The sequence below is a fragment of the Neptuniibacter sp. UBA6509 genome (assembly GCA_002435145.1).
GTDB lineage: Bacteria > Pseudomonadota > Gammaproteobacteria > Pseudomonadales > Balneatricaceae > Neptuniibacter.
On the sequence record DJLT01000072.1, the window covers coordinates 1 to 17,864 of the forward strand.

Annotated in this window: 16 protein-coding genes; 7 read left to right on the plus strand and 9 right to left on the minus strand. The window is 43.8% G+C overall.

The features are described 5' to 3' along the window. The first annotated feature begins 200 nt into the window (after positions 1 to 200). A complete protein-coding gene (locus B4K11_RS08805) occupies positions 201 to 1,703 on the plus strand; it encodes a diguanylate cyclase domain-containing protein (protein WP_292955738.1) in 1,503 nt (500 codons plus the stop codon). A gap of 7 nt (positions 1,704 to 1,710) precedes the next feature. On the opposite strand, the gene B4K11_RS08810 is transcribed toward B4K11_RS08805, so the two are convergent. After that, on the minus strand, positions 1,711 to 2,304 hold the full coding sequence (locus tag B4K11_RS08810; RefSeq protein WP_292955735.1) for a glutathione S-transferase family protein: 594 nt from the start codon (positions 2,302 to 2,304) through the stop codon (positions 1,711 to 1,713). Beyond that, positions 2,301 to 2,891 carry a pyridoxamine 5'-phosphate oxidase family protein gene (locus tag B4K11_RS08815; RefSeq protein WP_292955732.1) on the minus strand — a complete coding sequence of 197 codons (591 nt, stop codon included), beginning with the start codon at positions 2,889 to 2,891 and terminating at the stop codon, positions 2,301 to 2,303. The genes B4K11_RS08810 and B4K11_RS08815 overlap by 4 nt, the downstream gene beginning before the upstream one ends. A 120-nt stretch (positions 2,892 to 3,011) precedes the next feature. Between B4K11_RS08815 and B4K11_RS08820 the strand changes: the two genes are divergently transcribed. Then, positions 3,012 to 3,926 carry a LysR family transcriptional regulator gene (locus tag B4K11_RS08820; RefSeq protein ID WP_292955729.1) on the plus strand — a complete coding sequence of 305 codons (915 nt, stop codon included), beginning with the start codon at positions 3,012 to 3,014 and terminating at the stop codon, positions 3,924 to 3,926. A gap of 27 nt (positions 3,927 to 3,953) precedes the next feature. Here the strand turns inward: B4K11_RS08820 and B4K11_RS08825 are convergent, their stop codons facing one another. Beyond that, positions 3,954 to 4,544 carry a DUF1415 domain-containing protein gene (locus B4K11_RS08825; protein WP_292955726.1) on the minus strand — a complete coding sequence of 197 codons (591 nt, stop codon included), beginning with the start codon at positions 4,542 to 4,544 and terminating at the stop codon, positions 3,954 to 3,956. A gap of 91 nt (positions 4,545 to 4,635) precedes the next feature. On the opposite strand from B4K11_RS08825, the gene B4K11_RS08830 reads away from it, so the two are divergent. The 4 genes from B4K11_RS08830 to phoR all read left to right on the plus strand — a co-directional run bounded on the left by B4K11_RS08830 (position 4,636) and on the right by phoR (position 8,294). Continuing rightward, a complete protein-coding gene (locus B4K11_RS08830) occupies positions 4,636 to 5,172 on the plus strand; it encodes a chorismate--pyruvate lyase family protein (RefSeq protein ID WP_292955723.1) in 537 nt (178 codons plus the stop codon). A 72-nt stretch (positions 5,173 to 5,244) separates the two neighbouring features. Next, positions 5,245 to 6,153, plus strand: coding sequence for a 4-hydroxybenzoate octaprenyltransferase (gene ubiA / locus B4K11_RS08835; RefSeq protein ID WP_292955720.1), 909 nt, complete (start codon positions 5,245 to 5,247; stop codon positions 6,151 to 6,153). Positions 6,154 to 6,248: 95 nt separating this feature from the next. Beyond that, positions 6,249 to 6,944 carry a phosphate regulon transcriptional regulator PhoB gene (phoB, locus tag B4K11_RS08840; RefSeq protein WP_292955717.1) on the plus strand — a complete coding sequence of 232 codons (696 nt, stop codon included), beginning with the start codon at positions 6,249 to 6,251 and terminating at the stop codon, positions 6,942 to 6,944. A gap of 24 nt (positions 6,945 to 6,968) precedes the next feature. Next, positions 6,969 to 8,294, plus strand: a complete 1,326-nt coding sequence (gene phoR / locus B4K11_RS08845; protein ID WP_292955714.1) for a phosphate regulon sensor histidine kinase PhoR — start codon at positions 6,969 to 6,971, stop codon at positions 8,292 to 8,294. A gap of 125 nt (positions 8,295 to 8,419) precedes the next feature. On the opposite strand, the gene cysZ is transcribed toward phoR, so the two are convergent. Together cysZ and B4K11_RS08855 are read right to left on the minus strand one after the other, a co-directional pair. Further along, complete coding sequence (gene cysZ / locus B4K11_RS08850; RefSeq protein ID WP_292955711.1) at positions 8,420 to 9,193, minus strand: sulfate transporter CysZ; 774 nt, start codon at positions 9,191 to 9,193, stop codon at positions 8,420 to 8,422. A gap of 8 nt (positions 9,194 to 9,201) precedes the next feature. Then, entirely contained in the window at positions 9,202 to 9,426 is a 225-nt protein-coding gene (locus B4K11_RS08855; RefSeq protein ID WP_292955709.1) for a hypothetical protein, read from the minus strand. Between the two features lie 172 nt (positions 9,427 to 9,598). On the opposite strand from B4K11_RS08855, the gene B4K11_RS08860 reads away from it, so the two are divergent. Beyond that, complete coding sequence (locus tag B4K11_RS08860; RefSeq protein ID WP_292955706.1) at positions 9,599 to 10,537, plus strand: NADP-dependent oxidoreductase; 939 nt, start codon at positions 9,599 to 9,601, stop codon at positions 10,535 to 10,537. A 15-nt stretch (positions 10,538 to 10,552) separates the two neighbouring features. Here the strand turns inward: B4K11_RS08860 and B4K11_RS08865 are convergent, their stop codons facing one another. Genes B4K11_RS08865 through B4K11_RS08880 form a run of 4 tightly spaced genes read right to left on the minus strand, consistent with a single transcriptional unit; the run spans position 10,553 to position 17,862 of the window. After that, positions 10,553 to 11,323 carry a hypothetical protein gene (locus B4K11_RS08865; protein WP_292955703.1) on the minus strand — a complete coding sequence of 257 codons (771 nt, stop codon included), beginning with the start codon at positions 11,321 to 11,323 and terminating at the stop codon, positions 10,553 to 10,555. A 15-nt stretch (positions 11,324 to 11,338) separates the two neighbouring features. Beyond that, positions 11,339 to 15,229, minus strand: coding sequence for a response regulator (locus B4K11_RS08870; RefSeq protein WP_292955700.1), 3,891 nt, complete (start codon positions 15,227 to 15,229; stop codon positions 11,339 to 11,341). 15 nt (positions 15,230 to 15,244) lie between these two features. Beyond that, positions 15,245 to 17,365, minus strand: a complete 2,121-nt coding sequence (locus B4K11_RS08875) for a methyl-accepting chemotaxis protein (RefSeq protein WP_292955697.1) — start codon at positions 17,363 to 17,365, stop codon at positions 15,245 to 15,247. 20 nt (positions 17,366 to 17,385) lie between these two features. Beyond that, entirely contained in the window at positions 17,386 to 17,862 is a 477-nt protein-coding gene (locus tag B4K11_RS08880; protein WP_292955694.1) for a chemotaxis protein CheW, read from the minus strand. Positions 17,863 to 17,864: the final 2 nt, after the last annotated feature.

Below are 17,864 nucleotides of genomic sequence, written 5' to 3' on the forward strand. Positions count from 1 at the left end.
CCCTAACTATGGGACAGCAGTGGCTTTTTAGCTGCTTTTTTCGTTTTTTCATCAAAGTTCTAGGGAAACTGGTCGATACTATTAAGTCTAAACGTCACGCCAGGCAAATATGTAACTCAACCTGCATCTATCTGTCATTAGATCGTTGAAAAGGGTAATTATAAAATGGTGTACGTCTCAGCCCCTGTTTTAGGACTTATATGTTGCAATACACTGTTTACGCCGACCTCAACTGCCCTTTTTGCTATGCCCTGCATGAGCAACTTGCTCAGTTTGGTCTTTTACAACAGGTCGATTGGTGTCTTGTAGAGCATGCTCCTGATATTGCCATTTATAATAAAACCGCTGAAAGCCAGGCAGAACTCGCCAGTGAAGTTTTTGTAGTACGTAGTCGCGCTCCGAGTATTGATGTAGCTCTGCCAAAAAAGAGAAGCGATAGCCGCTTTGCTAGCCTCTGTGTCATTCAAGCCGCCGAAATAGATCAGCAAAAATCAATCAAGCTTCGTCATCTACTCTATCGAGCCCTTTGGGTCGACGGATTAGATATCTCTGATATCTCTGTTATTTATGATTGCCTCGTCGCTGCTGAACTCCCAGCAGAGGTCAGCATAGAGGAAAAACAGGAAGATACACTATCGCTCTGGCAACATAACTGGGAGAACGGCGACTTTAACCTCAGAATACCTGTTATCTGCAGCTCTGATGGAAGGACATCGTTAGGCCTACCAAGTCCTGATGACCTAAAAGCATTTTTCAAAGGTGAAGATATAAGCTCACATGAGCTAAATATGGAAAGCTGCCCACAACCCGTTCAGCAAACAATCGCTATCTACAACGATCATAAAACGGAAACCATTTGGCCCATCATCGCGACTCTACGTAACGACTACAATATATTATTACCATCTAGCCTGAATGAACTTAAAACATTACTCCATGAAGATCCGCCTGCGCTGCTGTTATTAAGTACAGAACAACAATGGGATGAGATGTTTGCTCTATGCAAAGAGATAAAGAGCAATCCGGAAGAGCTGCCACTTCCGATCGCATTTATCAGCCAAGAAACAGATGATCGATTAGAGCTAGGTGCTTATAATTCTGGAGCATCAGACTTTTTAACCCTAAATCGCGCCCCCTCTATTTTACAATCTCGTATCCAGCTATTGATGCAGATGAAACACTCTCAGGATCAACTAGCGCGCTCTGCACGGATTGATGGTTTAACCCAAGTAAACAATCGCAGAGAGTTTGAACGCAGCATAGAGACTGAATGGCGAAGAGCACAGCGTTCTAAGCGTAAATTAGTGCTTATTATGCTTGATATAGACCATTTCAAAGTATTTAACGACCTTTATGGTCATCTAGCTGGTGACGGCTGCTTACGTACTGTTGCACAAACCATTAAAAGCACAGTTCAGCGAGCAGAAGATAGTGTTTACCGCTACGGCGGAGAAGAGTTTGCTGTAATACTGCCCGAAAGCGACCTTAAAGGGGCACAGGTACTCGCCGAGAAAATTCGTACGAATGTTGAAGCACTGCAGATAAAGCATGATGGATCAGAAAGTGCAGAGGTTGTAACCGTAAGCTTAGGGATTGCAAGCTATAGCCCCTCAGAAGAGCTCTGCCCGAACGAATTAATCGAACAGGCAGACCAAGCGCTCTACAAAGCAAAACACCAAGGGCGTAACCAAGTCGCTATATAGTTAACACCTATAACGCAGGCATTGTAATAAAGCCGGGAAGCCCCTTAATACGATCAATCCATGCCCGAATATTAGGATAGCTTTCTAAAGATACTCCACCTTCGTGAGAGATACCCACATAAGGCATTACGGCACAATCCGCGATGGTCGGTCGATCCAGAGCTAACCAGTCATGCTGTGCTAACTGCGTTTCGAGTATTGGCAAAATCCGATCCGCCGTAGCAAGCGCTGTAGCTTTATCCAGCTCAAAACCAAATTTGTCTACTAAACGCGCAGCACCTGGACCATGCTGAATTTCATTGGCTGCAGTAGATAACCACTGCATCACCTCAGCTTGTGCGATGGGCTCTTTAGGAAACCAGCTTTCATCCGCATATTGACCCGCTAAATACACCAAGATCGCCTGCGAATCCCAAAGCTTTACCTCGCCATCACAAAGAACAGGCAACTGGCCCAGCGGGTTAATCCCTATAACCGGTTCCTGCTTATGTTCACCCGCCATGAAATCTACAGGAATAAGCTCTAGCTTAATCCCAGTCAGTGCAGCGAATAACCGAACTTTGTAGCAGTTACCTGATACTTCAAGATCATATAACTTCATTTAATATCTCCTTGTTTAATTAACCCGAGTTCCAGTAGTTGAGCTTCACTAAAACGAGGTGTCAGGTGCTGAGGGCAGTTCCAATCAAAAGCATCCAATTCAATTTCCACTACCGATTCAATTTTCACTCTTGAATCCTTTTTACTCAGCGCTTTATCAAAAACAGCCACTAGATCTGTAGATAGATCATTTAAAAAATATGTCCGCGCGCGCCCCAGTATTTTTAAGCGACGTTTGTTAGGGTAATCCACCAAAAAGAGAGACACTTTATTGTTATGGTTAATATTTCCTAAGCTCTGATACTGAGCATTGCCGGAAAAGTTCGCAAAGGCTATTCGCTTAGCAGAAATAACATGTAAAAAACCTTTTTCGCCGCCGCGATGCTGAATATAAGGCCAGCCACTTTCAGAAATCGAACTCATATAAAAGCTATCACGATCGGCAATAAAATTGCTCTCACGCTCACCAAGTTGATCAAAATCAGGCATCCGCTCAACCAATTGCTGCATTCGTTCTGAACTTCCAAAGTGCATCTGCATGGATTTAACCGCTGGCGTAAAAGTTAATTCACTAAAGCGATGTGTCATTGACTTCCTCCCCTCTCACAATTGCACGAAAAACTAGAACCCATTATGGAGAAAGCAACTAAAGCAATAAACATGCAAAACTGACTTTGAATAATGCAAATTATGCATTAATCTTGAAGAATGAATAAACTCAAAGCGATGGCTATTTTTGTCAAAATAGTTGATTCAGGCAGTCTTGTTGGCGCCGCTGATAAACTGACAATGTCACAATCCTCGGTGGTCAGGGCCTTAGCCTCTCTAGAAGATGAACTCGGTGTGCAACTTCTCTATCGCACCACCCGGCGCCTGACCTTAACGGAGGAAGGCCGTGACTATGCCCAACGCTGTAGGCAGATTCTATTGGAAGTAGAAGATGCAGAAAATGCGCTCACCCAACGCCAAAGTACCCCTCGTGGAAAAATACGCATCACTGCTCCGGTCACTTTTGGGCGCTTGCATTTAGGGCCGATTATTAATGAGTTTCTAGCCACCTATCCGGAAACCGAAGTTGAGTTATTACTGCTGGACCGTGTCGTAGACCTAATTGAAGAGGGCATGGATATTGCGCTGCGTATTGGTCCTCTCCCTGACTCAATGCTGATCGCTAAACCGATAAGCCATGTTCACTATAAAGTGTGTGCCAGCCCAAGCTATATTAAAAAAGAGAGCATACCGCTAGAGCCTTCTGAGCTATTACAACATCGCTGTATACGACTTACCGCACTCAAATCACATGCAGAGTGGTCATTTAAAAGTAATGGGAAGGTGAATAAAGTAGCGATCTCTGGGGCATTAAAAACTAATCACATTGAAACCGCTTTAGATGCCTGCGTGCAGGGGCTCGGCTTCTGTCAGTTTTTAAGTTATCAGGTTGATCCTAGAATCGAATCCGGTGAGTTAGTCCCCGTTTTAGAGGATTTTGAAAATACGCCAGTGCCCGTAAACTTAGTCTACCCTTATTCACGGTTACTCTCCTCACGTAGCCGCCACTTTATCGAGTGGGCGGCTCCTAGACTTGCCAAACGGCTACAGTCAACGCTAAAAAGTCACAAATAAAATCATGATCAGTCAGGATGCTTATACCTAATTTTGATCTTGGCCCTGATAAATCCCCAATGGCGAGAAACGCTCAATTAAGCCTTCACGGCCCAGCTTTTCCATCAACGCCATATTCCGCTCAGGGATCTCTTCAGGTGTTTTATAATGCACTAACACCCTGCTCATCTGTCCTTCTCTGATAATATGAATCGTTGGGAAAGGCGCTCTATTGGTCCAATTAGTGATGTCATCAGGATTAACACCTGAAAAGCAGTATTGAGGGTGAAAACTAGCTAATTGAAAAACACCTTCTAAACCCGCCGACTCAAGTGCACTCTGGCACATATCTAATAGATCAAGGAATGCCTCAAACTCAACAGCCGTGTCTGTAAAATTCACCAAACTGGTCGACAACTCTGACTCATCACTTTTTTGTATAATTTGTAATTCTGCTAAAAAGTCTTGAGTGGCTTCTTCTAAAGAAGCAGCATGTGAGGCCACATAACGAATGGACTGATTACGTACCTCAGGTGCTGCAAACGGACATAAATTTAAACCAACAACAATCGCTTCAACCCATTGTTGAGTTAATTCGACAGCTTGTTCTGCAGGAAAGGCAAATTTTTGTATACTCATAACCGGCATACTACCCCAGGCTATCGGTAGGAGATACTGATGCGTGTTAAGATAACCTCAATTTTTAGTGTTTAGCTCAGGACAACCGTCAGTGCCAATAAAAGCCGCCCTTACTCAGCAAAGCTTCAATACTCGTTGGATCTCTCTTAGGCGCCCATATCAACAAGCGGCTCCCCAAGAGTGGCGCTCTTGGCTAACGGATAGCGGGTCACTCACACAACGCCTCGTTCAATTGAGTAAAGGGGACTTTCGCGTAGAAGTTGTTCGTCAAGGTTGGTACCGGCCTACCCGCTCTGAAGCCAAAGCACTCAATATGGACCACCGCCAAGTGGCACTCATACGAGAAGTTCAGTTAATAGGAAAAGGGCAAGCTTGGGTTTTCGCACGCTCAATCATTCCTGCTCAAACACTCACCGGCTCACAACGTCAGCTCAAGATGCTTGGCACACGATCGTTGGGATCTCGGCTATTTTCAGACCCAAGTATGCGACGAGGACCCTTAGAGATCAGTAAACTACGCCTAACCAATAAACGTGAAGTTTGGGCGAGGCGCTCTGTGTTTTTTTTATCCGACAAGCCGCTTCTTGTCTCAGAGGTTTTCCTGCCACAGCTTCTACAGGTAAACTAAGCATCTGTTTTTAATTTCTGAATCCCTCTATCGTGTATTTGGGGACTCTAGCCACCAGCGCAGATAAATAACATGCCTTCTGAAACTCAACGCACTCCTATTTCCACCGCCGATAAAGTTCGAGCTTTTGGCCGCCTGATGCGCGTCGAGAAGCCTATTGGCACCTACCTGCTTCTATGGCCAGCTTATTGGGCTTTATGGATCGCTGCTGAAGGTATTCCTAGCTACGACATACTCTTTATCTTCACCTTAGGCGTTTTTCTAACCCGTTCAGCAGGCTGTGTGATCAACGATTATGCGGATAGGAAAATTGATGGGCATGTAAAACGCACCGCTATGCGGCCTATCCCTGCGGGTTTAGTCTCACCGAAAGAGGCGCTGATTCTTTTTGCAGCATTAATGCTCTGTGCATTTGTATTGGTGCTCTTTACAAACCTAACAACGATTATACTATCAGTGGGTGGCCTTGTACTCGCGGCATGCTACCCATTTATGAAACGCTATACACATCTTCCCCAAGCTGTCTTAGGGGCTGCATTTGCATGGTCGATCCCTATGGCCTTTACCGCCGTAACAGAGACCGTTCCGGCTTATGCTTGGTTGATCTATATCGCAACGATTTTATGGACCATTGCCTATGACACGATGTACGCGATGGTCGATAGAGATGATGATCTTCGTATCGGTGTAAAATCCACCGCGATTCTTTTTGGCGATGCCGATAAATTAATCATCGGTATATTGCAGGTTTCAACGCTTATTACATTAGCGCTTGTCGGTAAACAGGTTGATTTAGGCTGGGCCTATTATGCGGGATTACTCTGTGCGGGTGGTTTCTTCATCTACCAGCAATTTATTATTCGACACCGAGAACGCGAGGCGTGCTTCAAAGCTTTTTTAAACAACCATTATGCCGGTTTAGTTATTTTTATTGGGCTTGCGAGTCAGTATTTGATCGAAAACGGTTACTTTTTTAAGTAATAACGGGCTATTTAACACCCTCTGTCATATTTGTGTAACACTATTATCATCTAATAGCCCCGTTGATTAATTGAACTAGAAAGGGCAATAACACGATGTCTGCTTCCAAAAGCGTTCTTATCGTTGACGATGAATCTGCTATCCGCGAAATGATCGCGGTTGCGCTAGAAATGGCTGGTTATAGCTGTTCTGAGGCTGCAAACGCCAACGATGCTCATAGCCTGATCGTAGACAATAAGCCAGATATGGTTTTATTAGATTGGATGATGCCCGGTACAAGCGGTCTAGAATTTGCTCGTCGTCTTCGAAAAGACGAGTCAACTGCTGATATACCCATCATCATGTTAACGGCTAAAGGCGATGAAGATTGTAAAATCAAAGGGCTTGAAGCTGGCGTCGATGACTATATTACTAAGCCCTTTTCTCCCCGTGAGCTTGTTGCTCGCTTAAAAACAGTGCTTCGCCGTACAACACCAAAAGGGGTCGAAGAACCCGTAACGGTAGACGGGCTAACGCTGGACCCTATTTCACATCGCGTTGTATCCGATCTTAATCCTATTGACTTAGGCCCTACTGAGTTTCGCCTGCTGCAATTTTTTATGACTCACCAAGATCGCGCTTATTCTCGCGGCCAATTACTTGATATGGTTTGGGGTGGGAATGTTTATGTTGAAGAACGCACGGTAGATGTACATATTCGTCGTTTAAGGAAAGCACTAGGTGATCGACACGACTATTTAGTGCAAACTGTACGCGGCACTGGTTATCGCTTTTCTACCAGCGTTGCCTAATACTTCGTATATTAAGGATTAACTATGCAAAGAAATCGCCACTCAATGCTAACCAGCCTACTGCTGGTGGGTGGTATATCTTTAATTATTGGGTTCATTAGCGGTTACCCTGGTTGGGTAATCAGCATTACTCTTTTTTGTTGGGCCCTTGTTCAAATTCGCCAATTTAATAAGCTGGTCCATTGGTTTCATACCCGAGATGAAGAGCTAGAACCCCCTGAAGCATCTGGACATTGGGGTGAGTTGTTTGACGAATTCTCTCGCCTCCAGCGCCGCCAAGCCTCTCGAGAAGCATTACTTCGTAATGTGATTACTCGTTTCCAAGATTCAACATCAGCCTTACAAGACGCTATCATTATTATTGATAGGAATAACAATTTGGAGTGGTGGAACCGTTCAGCAAACCAACTTCTAGGGCTTGATGATGCGGCGGACCGCGGTAAGCCTGTAATGAACTTACTCCGAGACCCTCGTTTTGTTCGTTACTATAAGCGCGGACAATATTCTGATCCCATTACGCTCACCTCGCCTACGCGTGATGATATAAAGATCCAATATCATATCACTCGATTTGGTGAAGCTGACCGATTACTAGTAGCCCGAGACGTCTCGCGGTTAATGCGCCTTGAGCAAACTCGTCAGGACTTTGTCGCAAATGCTTCACACGAGCTTCGTACCCCGCTCACAGTTATTAGGGGCTACCTTGAAACCTTTCTCGATCAAGAACTACCTAAGCCTCTGAGTCGTGGTTTAGACTCAATGCAGCAACAAGCACGCCGAATGGAAAATCTAGTTTCAGATCTTTTATTGTTATCAAGACTCGAAGCTAGCTTACATATTTCTGATGAGCAGCCTATCCAGATACATAGCGTTATTCAGCATATTATGGAAGGAGCCGAGCAGCTTGGACGTGACAAAGGCCATCAATTTAACGTGGATATAGCACCCAATTATGACCTTGCAGGCCAAGAGATTGAACTCCACAGTGCTTTTTCCAACTTAGTGTATAACGCCGTGCGATATACACCCGCGAATGGAATAATTAAAGTACGCTGGTGGGTAGATGAGCAAGGCGGGCATTTTTCAGTTAAAGATAATGGTCCTGGAATAGAGTCTATACACCTACCTCGCCTGACCGAACGTTTCTATCGTGTTGATGAAAGCCGTTCTTCCGCAAGTGGGGGTACAGGTTTAGGCTTAGCCATAGTAAAGCATGTTTTAGCACGGCATAACGGACAGTTAACGATTAAGAGTAAGGTTGGAAAAGGAAGTACATTTGCATGCCACTTCCCTTTGGAAATCGTTACACAATTCGAGCTTGATGAAAGCTCGGTTGAATCCTTGAAATAACCCGAAAAAACTTAGGACAGATAACATCGTTGAAATCGTTACCTGTCCTTGGAGCCTTCGAAAAAACCTAAACTTATTGCGTGCTTTCCAACACAACAATTAGGCTATCTTCGTAGGCTTCCTCCTTACTTCTCTATTCTTTTCTGATCAAGATCTATTTCAATGGATGAGTGCTCTTCAACCCAATAAATAGTCGCCCCCACAACGGCCGCAGGCATTAAGATCAAATTGATTAAAGGGATCATCATCCCTAATTGAATCAACCCACCAAAACCTATCGAAGTCAGTCTATCCCCTTTCAACATCAGCTTCATGTTTTTGAAACTAACCTTATTGTTATCCATTGGGTAATCGCAATATTGAATCGCCATCATCCATGCGCCGAATAACAGCCATAAGAAAGGTGCGATAATATTGATCACAGGAATAAACGATAACAGCAGCAGAAAGAATACTCGTGGCAGATAATAAGCCAGTTTAGACAATTCTCTTCCGATTGCTCTCGGAATCAGTGCCATCACCGCTTGCCAGCCTTCATCTGTAATCAGATCTCCTCGTAACCGCTTCTCTACCTTCTCTGAAAGAAAACCATTAAAAGGGGCCGCTATGATATTCGCAACAATAGAGAAACCGTAGTAGACCACCACAATCACTAGAACGGCCATGAGTGGCCATAATAAATAATGCAGAAACGACAACCACTCCCAATCAGGCAGGAAAGCACCGATCATATAATCGACCCAACCACCGAAATTACTGAGCAATAGCCAGATAGCGCCGACAAATAAAACAATATTGATAAGCAGGGGTACTAAAACAAAAGGGCGAATTTCTGGATCAGGTAGCATCTGCAGCCCACGCAGTAAATACCCACCGCCTCTTACTGGATTACCTTTCATAATTACCTTTAATAAATCAAAAACAAAGCTATTTTAATGACAACTGCGCCAATCATCATGGTTAAACCCGCACGATTGACGTTAAATTCACGTTTTGTCATTAACATTGTTGGCTTCCAAAACTCGATCAATGACTTGTAATCCTTAGTTCTACCGGCATAAATAGCCAACGAGATAAGAAACACTAACAAACCACCCCAAAATAAAAACTGTTCTAACATTGCCAGATACATCACATTCGCCTTTACTTATTGCCATCAGAGATGAACTAGGTTTAATTTTACCTGTCTCTTAGATAGCTCTTCGATATTTTTATTAAGAGTGCTAGCCTACCAAAAAACAATGTTGTCGGCTGCACTGTATTAGTCATATTCAACAGTGATGATGCAGCCACTGGAGTCGTAAATGAAAGCAATACAGATCCGTGAGTTTGGTTCCAACGATTCATTACTCTACACCGAACTTGCCGAACCCAAACTTAACCCCGGTGAAGTACTGGTTAAAAATAAAGTGGCGGGGGTTAACCCTATCGATTGGAAAACCTGCAGCGGTGGCGGTGCCGCCCCTTTTATTGGTGATCTACCCTTTATACCGGGTTGGGAGTTTGCGGGTACCGTAGAGCAAGTAGCAGAAGATGTAACCGACTTTTCCATTGGAGATGAAGTCTTCGGTTTAATCCGCTTCCCCGAACGCGCAGGCTGCTTCGCCAGCTACGTAGCCGCTCCGGCTGAGCAAATTAGCTTGCGTCCTGAAGGGATGTCTATAGAAACAGCTGCCGGACTTGGTCTTGCCGGTTTAACCGCTTGGCAGGCTCTATTTGATAAAGGAAACCTTCAGGCATCACAACAAGTAGTCGTTCTAGCCGGGGCAGGCGGTGTAGGCCATATCGCCATTCAGCTAGCTAAATGGATGGGCGCCAAAGTTATAACAACAGCGTCAGAAGAAAACCACGCCTATCTCTTATCGATTGGCGCTGATATCGTGATTGATTATCACAACCAAGAGATCACTGATCACGTAAATAATGTTGATCTTGTGATTGATGGTATCGGAGGTGATGTAGGTATCGACGCGCTGCGTTGTGTTAAACCTGGGGGGCGTTTAGTCACCCTACCTTCAGTGACTAAAGACGAAGTCATTGCTGCGGGTAAAGCCATGAAAGTTACAGTTGAGCCTATTCGTGTTGAACCAAACAGTGAACAACTAGAGAGACTCGCAGGACTATGTGTCGATAGAAAGCTTCAGCTACGTATTGCGGATAGCATCCCTATTGAAGAGCTTGGGAAAGCATTTGATGCCAGCCGCACGGGACGCGTTAAAGGAAAAATAATCGTCACCATATAAACAACGATCAGGGGCTTAAAAACTGAGCCCCTGATACATATACATCGCAGTCACTTTATCCATACTCTTAGTAATTTTTTCTGATGAGCGAGCTATAAGCCCTAACATAGCCTTAGTCGCCTCTTGATCAGAAAGCTCTTTAAAACGTTTAAAGTCGCGCTGAATTTTACCCAGTTCACCTTTAATCTGTTCATTATTAAGCTGGCTACTTTCTAATTCAGTTCTTTTTTGTTCAAACAACTCAAGTGTACTGACAAATGCTTCAGCATAGCGCTCATCAAATCCCCATGCACGTAGTGCATAGAGACTACTCACCCGCTGAGAAAGCATACGAACATGACCTGCTGTACTCACTAAAGGGCCAAAATGGGAGTCTGTGTTCTCAACAATTTGAATCGTCACTAAATTCCATAATTTAAGAAGTAGCTCAGTCTGTTCACGCACTTTCTCAGCATTTTCTTTAGATGGCGTTTCTAGATATAGCCCCTTAACTCTCTTCCACTGCTCATTTGCACTCCGAAGAGGCTCCCTAACAGCATCCGTTTTGACATAAGCGTTAATCTCTTTTTGAGCGGCTTCGTATTCAGTAATCGCAACGCCCAAATCTTGCTCTGCTTTTCTGGCACGCACAGATAAACCGACCAACATGTAATTTTTCAACATGACTTGAGTCAGTTTACCTTGGTTTGTGGAGCTATTAATGAAGGCTTCTGTAGACGTTATTTCAGCTGCAGCACCTCCGCTAATCATTAATAAGCTTAATGTGATATACCGAAATAACTTCATCCTTAGCTCCCTTTGTTAAACACAAGTTTCAGCCAACAAATTATCAATTTGATCAAGCAACTGATTCTCCGACCAAGGCTTTGTTAAATAAGCTGATATACCTGCTTCGAGCGCCTCATTACGATGTTTTTCAGTCGAGCGTGACGTAATCATAATTACCGGGATCTCGCTGGTTTCATCTCGATTGCTGAGCACTGTCGATAATTCAACCCCCCCCATACGAGGCATCTCCATATCCGTAATAACAAGATCCGGTTGACGCTTACGAATCTGGTTCAATGCATCCAAACCATCAATCGCAGTCATCACTTCGTATCCCGTATCTTTCAATAAAGTTTCAAGCGTTTTGCGTGCACTTAACGAATCGTCAACCACCAGTAATCTAGGCAGCTCTAGCTCAGTATCTAGATCCACTAATAGCGGTTTCTCGTAAAGAGATGAGCGTAGATAACGAATTCGACTGGGCAGATCCACAATCGGTGCAGCTTCACCGTTTGCCAAAATAGTTAGACCCGGCAGACCTGGAATATCGGGTATAAAATCACCCATCTGCTTAAAGGCTAATTCTCTATGGGCAATAATCTCTTTCACGAGTAACGCTACACGCTCGCCTTGCCCCATATTGATAATCAAAACGGGGTGAATAGCGCCCGATTCTAAATAGTCATAACCACGTTCATCTAATAGGTTCTCCAACATATAAACCGGATAGGTTTCGTTCTCATGTTGGAAGGTAAACGTGCCTCCCTCATTCTTCAGCTGCCCATCCAGTGAGATCAAACTCTGTTCAACACCGTGCCCGGCTAGAGCAAAAACCTGTTTGCCACAACGCACCAATAAAGTACGAATCATTAGAGAACTTGCAGGCATAGAAAGATGAAGCAATGTTCCTTCACGCGGGCGAGACTCAATATTTAACGTGCCCTGCAGTCGTAGAATCTGTTGATAGACAACATCCATTCCAATCCCACGTCCGGATAACTGACTAACTTCACCCCGAGTAGAAAAGCCAGGTATCAGAATCAGACGGTTAATCTCATCATCTGACAGTTCAACATCTGACTCTATTAATTCTTTTTCTGCAGCTACGGCAAGCACCCGCTGAGCATTAATACCATCACCATCATCTTCACATTTCACATCGATAAGGGAATCCTGCATCGAGAATGTTAGGGTAATAGTGCCCTCAGCAGGTTTACCACGCTGCTGACGTAAACGCGCCGTTTCTAGACCATGATCCACTGCATTGCGAATAATATGCATCAACGGGTCAGCCAACTGGTTCAATATATGGCTATCAACCTGCGTATCTTCACCTTTCACAATCAAGTGCGCTTGCTTATCTGTGGCCCGACATGCCTGTCGCAAAATACGCTGTAAACGGGAGGTAATGGTTTTAACTGGAACCAACCGTGTACTTAATACATTGGTTAATGTTTCTTTCTGAAGGCCTGACTGAGCCATATGCAAAGAACTTAAACTTTGAATATGCCCTTCCATCTCTTGCTGTACTTCTCGTACATCGGCTACAGCTTCATGTACGCGCGAAATCGTCGTGTGAATTTCGTTGTAGCGATCCATCTCTAATGGGTCAAAATCTTCAGAATTCTCATCTAACTGGGATTGCACATTCATCTGTTCATGGAACTGCTGTTCCAATTCAAACAATACTCGCTGCAATATACGATGACGCTCACGATTACTTCGGGTAAACCCACGAAGCTGTGTAACCTCTTCATCAAGCTGAGTGTTTAATGTGCTAGATTCACCTGCCAAACGAAACAGGTTATCCAATACAGTGCGGGGTACACGGAAAACGGGGGATTCATTACGCGCTGTATCAGCGGAAACCTCTTCGCTCTCTATAGCAGCTTCTGCAGGAACGCCGCTTTCTACAGATCTATCAGGCGTAGGTGCACCGCTAGAGTCATTGCTGGCATCAAGCGCATCTAGACCATCGGTTTTTAATCGATAATCCCAATCCATTATCAGCTGAAGCACCTGCACTGCATTATCCGGCGCTGATGCGCCTTCTGTTACGGTTTCTGACATAGCGGCTAAGCAATCAGCGGCTTCTAATAATTCAGCCTGTAAACGCCCAGTCGGCAATTTATCCGCATCCGCTAGATACTCCATAACGTCTTCAAGGCGATGAGCAAGATTTGCTAATCCCTTGATGCCCGCCATATTCGCTAGCCCTTTAAGGGTATGCACAGAACGCTTGGCACTTCGAAGGGCTTCTTCATCAGAGTCAGTAAACGTTTTTTGTAGCTGATTAAGGAAATCATCACACAACGTCGGTAGCTCATTATGTAGCATATCCAACAACTGAGGATCTATCTCGCTGGATTCCTGTAGCTCTACATCCTCAGGTTCAGCCGTTTCCTGTTCAATATCTTCAGCACTTTGCAAAGAAGCAAGTGCTAACAAACCCATAATAAATGAGCCTTGCTCAGCATTGGGTTTACAAGGCAGCTGCGTATCTAAATATTGGTCAAGTAGTGTCTGCTGGCGCTCGTAAATACTGATATCAACAAAATACTCTTCTAGCCCACTTAGGCAGGCTTGTAGCGACTCAATAATCTCAACAGACAGATCAATATCATTGTCTGAAAGGTAATTTAAGTTAAGAATAAGTCCGTTAACTAATACTTTAACACCAACTAAGTTAATCGTTTCTAACGCACGAATGACCGTACTTAAAATTTCAGCTGATTCATTCAAAAGAGAACGATCTACAGCTGGCTCGTGCCACCGTCCTGATAACGCAGAAACAGACTGCGACAGCATCGTTAGTACAGCAGGCTCAATTTGAGGGCCTTCTTGCTGTAGTAGCGTAAAATCGATAGAACAGAAAGCAGGAGGCTCCGGTAATGCTAATTTAGGCGCTTCGTCCTCTATCTGGCGAAGGGTATCTGAAGACGTATCTGTTACCTCATCAGTAGATCCCTCAACCTCAATAACCTCTTTAATGAGCTCGACAGGTTCAATATCTGTTTCAGCATTAGCAGAGGTATCAGCGACAGCATTATCCAGAAGTGGCAGCGAATCTAAACGCTCAATATCTTCAATTAGAAGATCGTATAGAAACTCCGTATCTTCTTCAGCTACAGGTTCCGGCCAACGGCTATCAGACATCAACGCCAATACAGTTTTCACTGGAGTTTCTGCTGGCTGCGATAAAAAAGTTAAAATCGCGTGGTTCAGCTCATTAGCAAATGAAGCATTGTCTACCTCTTCTAGCTGGGCTAATAACTCCCCATAGAGAGCAAGTAGATCAGAGATACCCGACCAATCATTTTCGGAATGGATATCGATCTCTTCATAAAACTGTTCAGTATGCTCTTCAGTAAACGTAGGTAATGAATCACCTATTTGCTCGAGCAATAAGAATAGATTTGGAAATGCCTTTAAGACTGATGCTGAAGGCTTTAGCGCCACCAACGACTCTTCAGCTTCCTCTGATTGAGCCGCTAACGGTGGTTCATCTACGTTAACGGCCTTATCTGTACGACCAACGCTGCTCAGTTGACCACAATCAGCCTCAAGCAATTCAAGTAGAAGCTCACCATCTTCATCAGGCAAAGGCTCTGGCCATTGGCTATTGTTAAGACAACTCACCAACTCCATCGCAGCTAACTCAGGAGATGTATTAAACAACTGAGTTAACTGTAGAGATAGTCGCTGTATAACCGGTATCACCTTATTTAACTGATCCTCTTCTAATGATTCTAGAAGCTCGGCATATAACGCCAAGTAATCAGATAAACCAGGGTAATCATGCTCGCTAAACTGATCGACATACTCGTACAGTTCAGCCACAAGATCGGTTAGCGGCAACTCCATTTCCAGACAAAGTGCTTGCTTTGCTGTTAGCCACTCAATGGCTAGTTTAGGATCAAACATTGATCTCTATCCCATTTAAGAAGTGGCCAGTTTGAATACACTAACAGATCTTTGTAGCTCTTCTGCTGCATCTACTAGCTCATCAGAAAGCTCTGTCTGTTGGCGCATCTCAGCATTGGTTGCTTGTGTTGTTTCATTAATGCTGTTCGCACGTGTTCGAAGATCTTCGGCAACTTTTGCCTGTTTAACCGAGCTATGTGCAATACGGACTACGGAGTCTACAAGCGTTTGAGTAGTTGTACGCGTTTCACCCATACGTTCACCCGCTTCCTCTGCTAGACGTGTACCCTCAACAACGTCAGTAATTACGTTGTTGATTACGTTAATCGTATCAGCCGTTTCCAACTGGATATTATTAACCAATGATTCAATCTCAGATGTTGCTTCACGGGAGTTCTCAGATAAACGTTGTACCTCATCTACTACCACCATCAAGCCACGACCCGCTTCACCTGCTGAGGCAGCATGCATACTCGCATTCAGTGAAAGTACGTGTGTACGCTCTGAGATGTTGTTGATCAAATTAACGATACCACCGATCTCTTGTGAACGTTCACCCAATCGCTTGATACGTTTTTCTGCTTCATGAATGGTCTGGCGAATTTTGTTGATACTATCGATAGTCTGGGATACTGAATCCATCGCCGTTTCAGAAGTTTTAATCGCTTTCTGAGACGCATTGTTTGAGATCACTGCTAATTTAGAGATCAACTCCATCGCTTTAATAGCAGAATCCAAGCCATCGAGTGTTTGACCAATCTCCTCTTTCTCTCGCTCTGCATAGCTAAGTACCGTTTCTGACTGAGATTTAACCTGAACTGATGCGCTGTTAACTCGACCTGATACGCTACTTACTTCCTGCAGTACCGATTCAATAGACGTTACCAATTGGTTAATAGAGTCAGATATAGCACCGGTCACATCTTCTGCAACAGGAACTCGAACGGTTAGATCTCGTTGTGAAATCTGGAATACGTTTTGGATAAGAGAAATAATTGAAGCATTCAGTCGCTTATTCTCTTCCTCTTTAACCTGTAGAGCGCTCTCTTTCTCTTCAAGCATGCTATCCAATACGCCTGAAAGCTGTCCTAGCTCATCTTTACTATCTAATTCACATCGCGCATCAACTTCACCTTCACGAACACGGTCAATCGTATTCTGAACCCTGCTGAGTGGATCGGTCACACCGAATTTAACGATCGACATAGAAATCGCTAAAGCCACAATCATGAAAGCCATTGAGATGAAGAAGTAAGTTGCCATCTCTGTCGTATCATCTACGAGTAATTGGTCATTCTTTATTTTATAGCTGCCAGCTAATGCGGTGACCTGCTCAATCTTAGGTGATAATTTATCGATAATAGATTGAAGGTTTGCAAACTGGGCTTCTTTCCGGTCAATGGCTTCTGCAAGTTCAGCGACTAACGCAGTAATTTTAATGATGTTATTTCCAGCTGATTCACGACTAGCAGACAGGGACTTCACTTTACTTGAATCTAGATGTGCCGTTTCGATCTGTTTTTGAATTTTGTATAGGTCTTCTTGGATAATTTCTAGCTCGACGGTTTTACCGTCATGGGCAATATAATCATCAATATTAATCTGTAAAATTTCTAACTGATCACGAACCCAGTTTCGGTTTAGCCACAATACAAGTGGTTCAGTTTCAGCTATCAGCGTTCTAATCTCTGAAGCCAGCCCCTCATCCCCTTTACTCAAACCAATCTGAATAGATGTTTCTGAAGCATCATAGAAAGTATCTTGATACTGATCCATAATGGACTGGAACTGCTGTACCAACTCTTTATCTTCATCGGTACGCAGATAACCCTGTAAACTCGATATATCAGTTTCTACCGTTGCCATAACATCGTTATACATCGACAGCTGATCCATCTCCCTTGCAACCTGAAAGCTTTTCTCTTGGAAACGAGCCTCAGATACGTTCGCTTGAATATCACTTACTAAAAGTAAAAAGTTATTCAATTGCTGAGAACGTTGCTTAGCTTCCTCTTGAAGAACAATAGTTTGATAATAAGATGCACCCATAAAGACTAAGCCTACGCATAGCAGTCCCAATGCGATTGCAAACTTAATTGGTATCCGTACGTTCTTAAACTCCCAAAACGATTGCATAGGTTTAATTCTCCATTCCTTTAAAACTGTTTCTTTAAGGCTAGAAATAGACGCCGATGATCAATTTCAAACCATTTATTATTTTTATGGCCGTACACATTGGAAACTGTATTTTTAATTATTTCCGGTAACCCGACAGCATGTTCATTCAGCTGTTCTGGGTCGGTAATACTTTGCGGTGCATCCTTTAATAGGATGCCCACCGTATTAGGGTGGTCATCAATCAGTAATACCCACTCCTGAACCTCTTCCTTTTCATTAAGAACCTGTAAATACTTATTCAAATCATAAATAGGTACAGTTTCTCCCCGATGGTTCATAAAACCCGAGAACCAATCAGGCGTAGACGGTATTGCGCAGATCGAAGGTAACTTAACAACTTCTGCGCGGGTTTGTTCTGAGATCAGTAACGGGTAACTACCAACCTCAAAACCATGTCTGATCTGACTAATATCTAAGGTATTCTCTTGATCGATTGTTATCTCTTGAGAATCCATCA